At 35.8% G+C, this 5,784-nt stretch carries 1 protein-coding gene and 3 pseudogenes; all 4 read left to right on the top strand.

All coding sequences use genetic code 11. The features are described from left to right. A pseudogene (locus tag AFK68_RS13810) lies at positions 1 to 421 on the top strand (Crp/Fnr family transcriptional regulator); the annotation flags it as partial. Between the two features lie 2,152 nt (positions 422 to 2,573). Beyond that, positions 2,574 to 3,708, top strand: a pseudogene (locus AFK68_RS45130) (PAS domain-containing protein); the annotation flags it as partial. Between the two features lie 3 nt (positions 3,709 to 3,711). After that, positions 3,712 to 5,084, top strand: a pseudogene (locus AFK68_RS45125) (diguanylate cyclase); the annotation flags it as partial. A gap of 92 nt (positions 5,085 to 5,176) precedes the next feature. Further along, positions 5,177 to 5,743: an EAL domain-containing protein gene (locus tag AFK68_RS45120; RefSeq protein ID WP_371357379.1), complete on the top strand. Its 567-nt coding sequence runs from the start codon at positions 5,177 to 5,179 to the stop codon at positions 5,741 to 5,743. Positions 5,744 to 5,784: the final 41 nt, after the last annotated feature.

The raw sequence follows: 5,784 nt of genomic DNA, 5'->3' as shown, positions 1-5,784 counted from the left end.
CCATTTACACTACAAGCTTATGCCCATGCCGATCAAACAACTGTACTTTTGGATGTATTGGCATGACCTTGATAACTGGCCTCATTTCCGTAGAGAAGTTCTAGATGCCTTTCGGTATCAACATCAAAGGAAGCTTTTGTGGTTGAGTACCTTGGGTCAACGTCGTACTATTGATCGGTTATTTGGATTTATCACGCTATTAATTGAAGAACATGGAGAACCCTGGATCAGTGAAGATAGGGCAGAAGTAACAAGCGGTTATTATTTACCTTGGCCTTTAACCCATGCTCAAATTGGTAGTGCCATTGGTTCCACCCGTGTAACTGTAACTCGTCTTATGGGTAAATTACGCCAGCAGGGCTTAATCTATATCCTGAACGATAATCTAATTTGCTTGCCAACAGAGTCTGAAGAGTCATAATAGTTGGTAGTTAATCGTTTCACGGAAGTTAAAAGTCAAAAGTCATGCATGAAGATTTTATAAACTTGAAATTTTAGATGCTACAGTAATTTCAGGAAATTCTTTCAGATATATAGTTTTAAACTATTAGACCTCTCCCGAAAAGAGGGAGTAGGAAGTAGGGAGTAGGGGGAAAAAATTGATTATTTCTGTGCGATAATTGATTTTATTTTTTATTATCGGAGATGTCTATTTGTGNATTGATTATTTCTGTGCGATAATTGATTTTATTTTTTATTATCGTAGATGTCTATTTGTGGCATCTTTAAAGTGAATTAGTATTAGTTATAAGCTATATTCAACATTGGGTATTAATTTATTAAGATATCGTACCATAAATTGCTCTTTTCCATAAGAATTTTAAGATATTTAAATTATCCCTAGTTAAGTTCTATCTCGTTAAATTTTTTATTTGAAGTCTTCAAGGGCAATTACAGCAGTTTCCACGGGTTATGAGGTAGATATATTGAGGGTTCAGAATTTAGAATTTAGAAGTTAGAAGTTATCCAGGGTATAACTACTATGAAGTTTACCGGAAATGTTTGCATAGTCAGTTATACGTTAGTTAGTTCGGAAATTCCTGTAATTGCTCCTGCTGTACCTCAAGGGCAACGGGAAGCGCTTTAAGTCATACACTATGACTAATTTATGGCGAATTTTGTCATAAAAATATTCCCCTGGTATGGAAAATTTTGGATATAGTTTGTGTACTCAATTTGGCAATCACAGGATGAAATTTACGAAAATAAAATTTATTTTTGTAAATATGCTTAATACTAATTAGATAAATCTTAAGAGATACTCAAAGGTTATGTTTTTGTGGGTTACAGCGAATCAAAGCATCTCACTATTAAGTTTAACAATCAAGGCTGCGCCTTTTCCTGTTGCGCTTTTCATACCCACCCTACACCAGGATTTAATATTTTACAGGACTTATGCAAAATATGAAAATATACACCATCTGTAGGGGCCAATGGCCATTTTCGGCTGTCGCCGACATGTTTGCGGAGCATTCCGTCAGGAAAACGCCCCTACTAGATAGCGGTGCGACCTCGCGTCGGCGTAAGATGCAAGCGGTCAGACCCCGCGCCGCCGACAGCTCGCTTGCGGAATGCTGACCAAGAGAGGGAACGCGCACCAAGAGATGGTGGTTATGCGTAAGTCCTGATTTTATTTACCGAAATAATTAATAATTAAACAATTAAATAATTAGATAATTAGATAATTAGATAATTCACGCCTTGAAGCCTCCCCTTTCAAGGGGAAAAATAAATCTGTTCCTTATTCGTCATTCCTCTCCCTTTTAGGGAGAGGAAATTATCAATTAGGGTTTGCTGATTAAACATCAAAGCCCTTATAGATAAATGTTTCAGCCTTTTTTGGCCTCGAAAAAGTATAAGGTTTTGGTTCTAGGGAGCTGAAAAAGTTAGGATTTTGGGTTAACGCTCTTGCTGAAAAATCAAAGGATAATTCTTCCTCCTACCTCCTCGCTCCCATACCCATTCCTCCTGTACGGGTGATTGCTCCTAATTACGCGTTTACGTTTGCAGAGCATTCCGAAGGAAAGTATTCCGGAACGGAAATAACCTTTACGACTCCTGACTCCTGACCAAAAAAAAAGGTCTCAAGCCTCCCCTTTTAAGGGGATAAAAAAAGAGAATATTCCTTATGTCAAGCCTCTGGGAATAGCTGCGAGGCAGGTGTTAACTGTTAACTTTTAACTGATAACTTTTAACTGATAACTGATAACTGATAACTGATAACTGAAANGGTCTCAAGCCTCCCCTTTTAAGGGGATAAAAAAAGAGAATATTCCTTATGTCAAGCCTCTGGGAATAGCTGCGAGGCAGGTGTTAACTGTTAACTTTTAACTGATAACTTTTAACTGATAACTGATAACTGATAACTGATAACTGAAATGACTCCTACCCTCACCCATAAGACTTTTTCAGCAAGCCCTAATTACCTCTTCTTGAAAAAAAGAGGACTGGTTAAAAGGAAAATTTTTTCTTTTTTTCTCCATGAATGGAGAGGCTTTATACCCATTTTTTCGGTAAAATTATTTGATTAAAATAGTTTTACTGGAATACACAAAAAAATTAATATTTATTTAATGAATAGGAATCCCGCACTGTCTCGTCAGAGCAGCGTCGGGAGGATGTCAAGAAGTTTTTTTTTACTTAAAATTTTGTCAAAAAAATTATTATATCCCATGAATCAAGAAATTATTAAAGTGCTTTTAATAGAAGAGAATGAAGATGATTATCTTCTCATCAATGATTTATTATCAGACCTGGGAAAACCAAAAATATTCCTAGATTGGGAAAAGACTTATCAAGCAGGATTAGCAGCAATAGAAAATGGTCAGCATGATGTTTGTTTAGTTGACTATAATTTAGGAGAAAAAAACGGGTTAGAACTATTACAAACGGCAATTATTCAGGGTTGCCAAATACCAATTATATTACTTACAGATAAAGATGATAGAGAATTGGATATGACAGCTATAAATTTAGGTGCTGTAGATTATCTACATAATTCAGAAATCAAATCATATATATTAGAGCGGGTAATTCGTTATGCAATTGAAAGAAATAAAAGTTTAAAAGCTATTAGAGAAAGGGAATCTAAATTACAAGAAGCACAAAAAATTTCCCATTTAGGAAACTGGGAATATGAAATAGCTACACAAAAAATAACTTTGTCGGATGAAGCATTTCGGATTTTTGGTCTTAATCCTACTGAACCAGAACCAATTTATTCAGAATGGCTGAAAATGTTAGTTCCTGAAAGTCAAGAATTATTGGAACAAAATCTGGCTTTAGTATTAGAAAAAAAAGCAGGTCGTGAATCAGAATATCAAATTATTCGACCTGACGGAACATTTAGATATATTTATACTAAGTCTACTTTAGTTGTTGATAATAACTCAGAAGCTATAAGTATATTTGGTACAATGCTAGATATTACAGAGCGCAAACAAGCTGAATTAGCTGTACAAGAAAGTAGGCAAAAAGAGTATTTATTAGGGCTAATTCTAGACAGGATTAATCAGTCTTTAAATTTAGAGGAAATATTAAAGACAACAGTAGATTCTGTAAGGGATTTATTACAATGCGATCGCGTGATTATTTACCGTTTTCTGCCAGGTCCAAGTGGTATTGTCGAAAAAGAATCTGTGGCAGAAGGTTACACCCCCATTTTAGGTAACATTATTACCGACCCATGTTTTCCTACTGAAAAGGTTANGGATTAATCAGTCTTTAAATTTAGAGGAAATATTAAAGACAACAGTAGATTCTGTAAGGGATTTATTACAATGCGATCGCGTGATTATTTACCGTTTTCTGCCAGGTCCAAGTGGTATTGTCGAAAAAGAATCTGTGGCAGAAGGTTACACCCCCATTTTAGGTAACATTATTACCGACCCATGTTTTCCTACTGAAAAGGTTATAGAACGCTTTAAACAAGGTTATATCAGTATTCTAGAGGATGTTGAAAGCCCAGAAGTAAAAAAATGCCATCGAAATTTACTGAGACGGTTTCAAGTTAAAGCAAATATGGTATTACCAATCTTGATTAGTCAAAAAGAAGGAGAGAAACAACTATCAGATATTATTGTATGGGGATTATTAATTGCTCATCATTGTAGGGAAAAAAGGAAGTGGCGAATATCAGAAACAGATTTATTAAGGCGCTTGGCAACTCAGACAGGAATTGCTATTCAACAAGCTCAACTCTATCATCGCTTAGAACAACTAAATCAAGAATTAGAAAAAATAGCTTATATTGACAATTTGACAGGACTGTATAATCGTCGTCACTTTGAAGAAAAACTACAACAGGAGTGGAAAAGGTTAGCACGGGATAAAACTTCAATGTCAATCATCATGGTAGATGTAGATTATTTTAAACCCTACAACGATACTTATGGTCATCAGCAAGGAGATAAATGTTTGCAACAGGTTGCTCAAGCTATTAGTGGGGTAGTGAAACGACCAGGAGATTTTGTTGCTAGATATGGGGGGGAAGAGTTTGTGGTTGTGTTGCCAAATACTTCTATAGAAGGAGCGCTTCAGGTTGCACAAACTATTAGAATGGAAATTGAAGGTTTAAAAATTCCCCATCAAGGTTCAGCAGTGAGTAAATGGGTGACAAGTAGTTTAGGAGTTGCAGATAGTAACTGCTCCGATAAATCTAATCCGGAGATATTGCTACAAGCAGCAGATATGGCTCTCTACAATGCTAAAACTTCTGGCAGGAATTGCGTCGAGATGTATGATTCATCCAGGGAAAATCTGGAGAAGCAAAAACAAGAAATTAATTTAGCCACACAACTACGGGATGCTTTGGGAGAAAATCGTTTTTGTTTATATTCCCAGGCAATATTACCACTGCATGAGGGTGTGCAAACAAAGCTTTCTGAAATTCTCCTGAGATTTTGGGATGGTTCTGGGAAAATAATTGCACCAACTATTTTTCTGTCAGTAGCAGAGCGTTATCATTTAATGCCCAGAATTGACCGTTGGGTAGTTAAAACTCTATTATCTTATCTGTCTTTGCCTGAAATTGCTAATTTATACAAAGACCGGATTTTTACAGTGAATCTTTCGGGTGCTAGTATNGCTTTCTGAAATTCTCCTGAGATTTTGGGATGGTTCTGGGAAAATAATTGCACCAACTATTTTTCTGTCAGTAGCAGAGCGTTATCATTTAATGCCCAGAATTGACCGTTGGGTAGTTAAAACTCTATTATCTTATCTGTCTTTGCCTGAAATTGCTAATTTATACAAAGACCGGATTTTTACAGTGAATCTTTCGGGTGCTAGTATCAATGATCATTATTTTCTAGAATTTATCGAACATCAATTTGCTCTTTATCAAGTACCTCCCCAACAAATTTGTTTTGAGATTACTGAAACTGTAGCTATTACTAATTTAGAAAAGGCAGCCGAGTTTATTCACTCTCTCAAAAAATTGGGTTGTCGTTTTGCTTTAGATGATTTTGGTAAAGGAATGTCTTCTTTTTCTTATCTGACAACTTTGCCAGTAGATTACCTAAAAATTGATGGGATGTTTATTAAGAAGATGGAAAAAGATTCTGTTTCTCAAGGAATAGTAGAGGGTATTTATCATATTGGTAAGACAATGGGTTTAATCGTTATTGCTGAATATGTAGAAACCGAGTCTATTTTCAACAAAGTCACTGATTTAGGTATTGACTATGGTCAAGGGTTTCATATTGAGAGACCAAATCCGCTAATACCAGTGGTAAATTATTAGAGTAAAGAGGGAGTAGGGAGTAGGGGAGTAGGGGAGTAGGG

Source organism: Hydrocoleum sp. CS-953 (genome assembly GCF_002260545.1).
Taxonomy (GTDB): Bacteria; Cyanobacteriota; Cyanobacteriia; order Cyanobacteriales; family Microcoleaceae; genus Trichodesmium.
Note: the sequence above shows the minus strand (reverse complement) of the source record. Positions and strands in the feature narration are given on the sequence as shown.

Coding starts and splice junctions, on each gene's coding strand:
- AFK68_RS45120 (WP_371357379.1), top strand. CDS start 5,177: ATGCCCAGAATTGACCGTTGGGTAGTTAAAACTCTATTATCTTATCTG.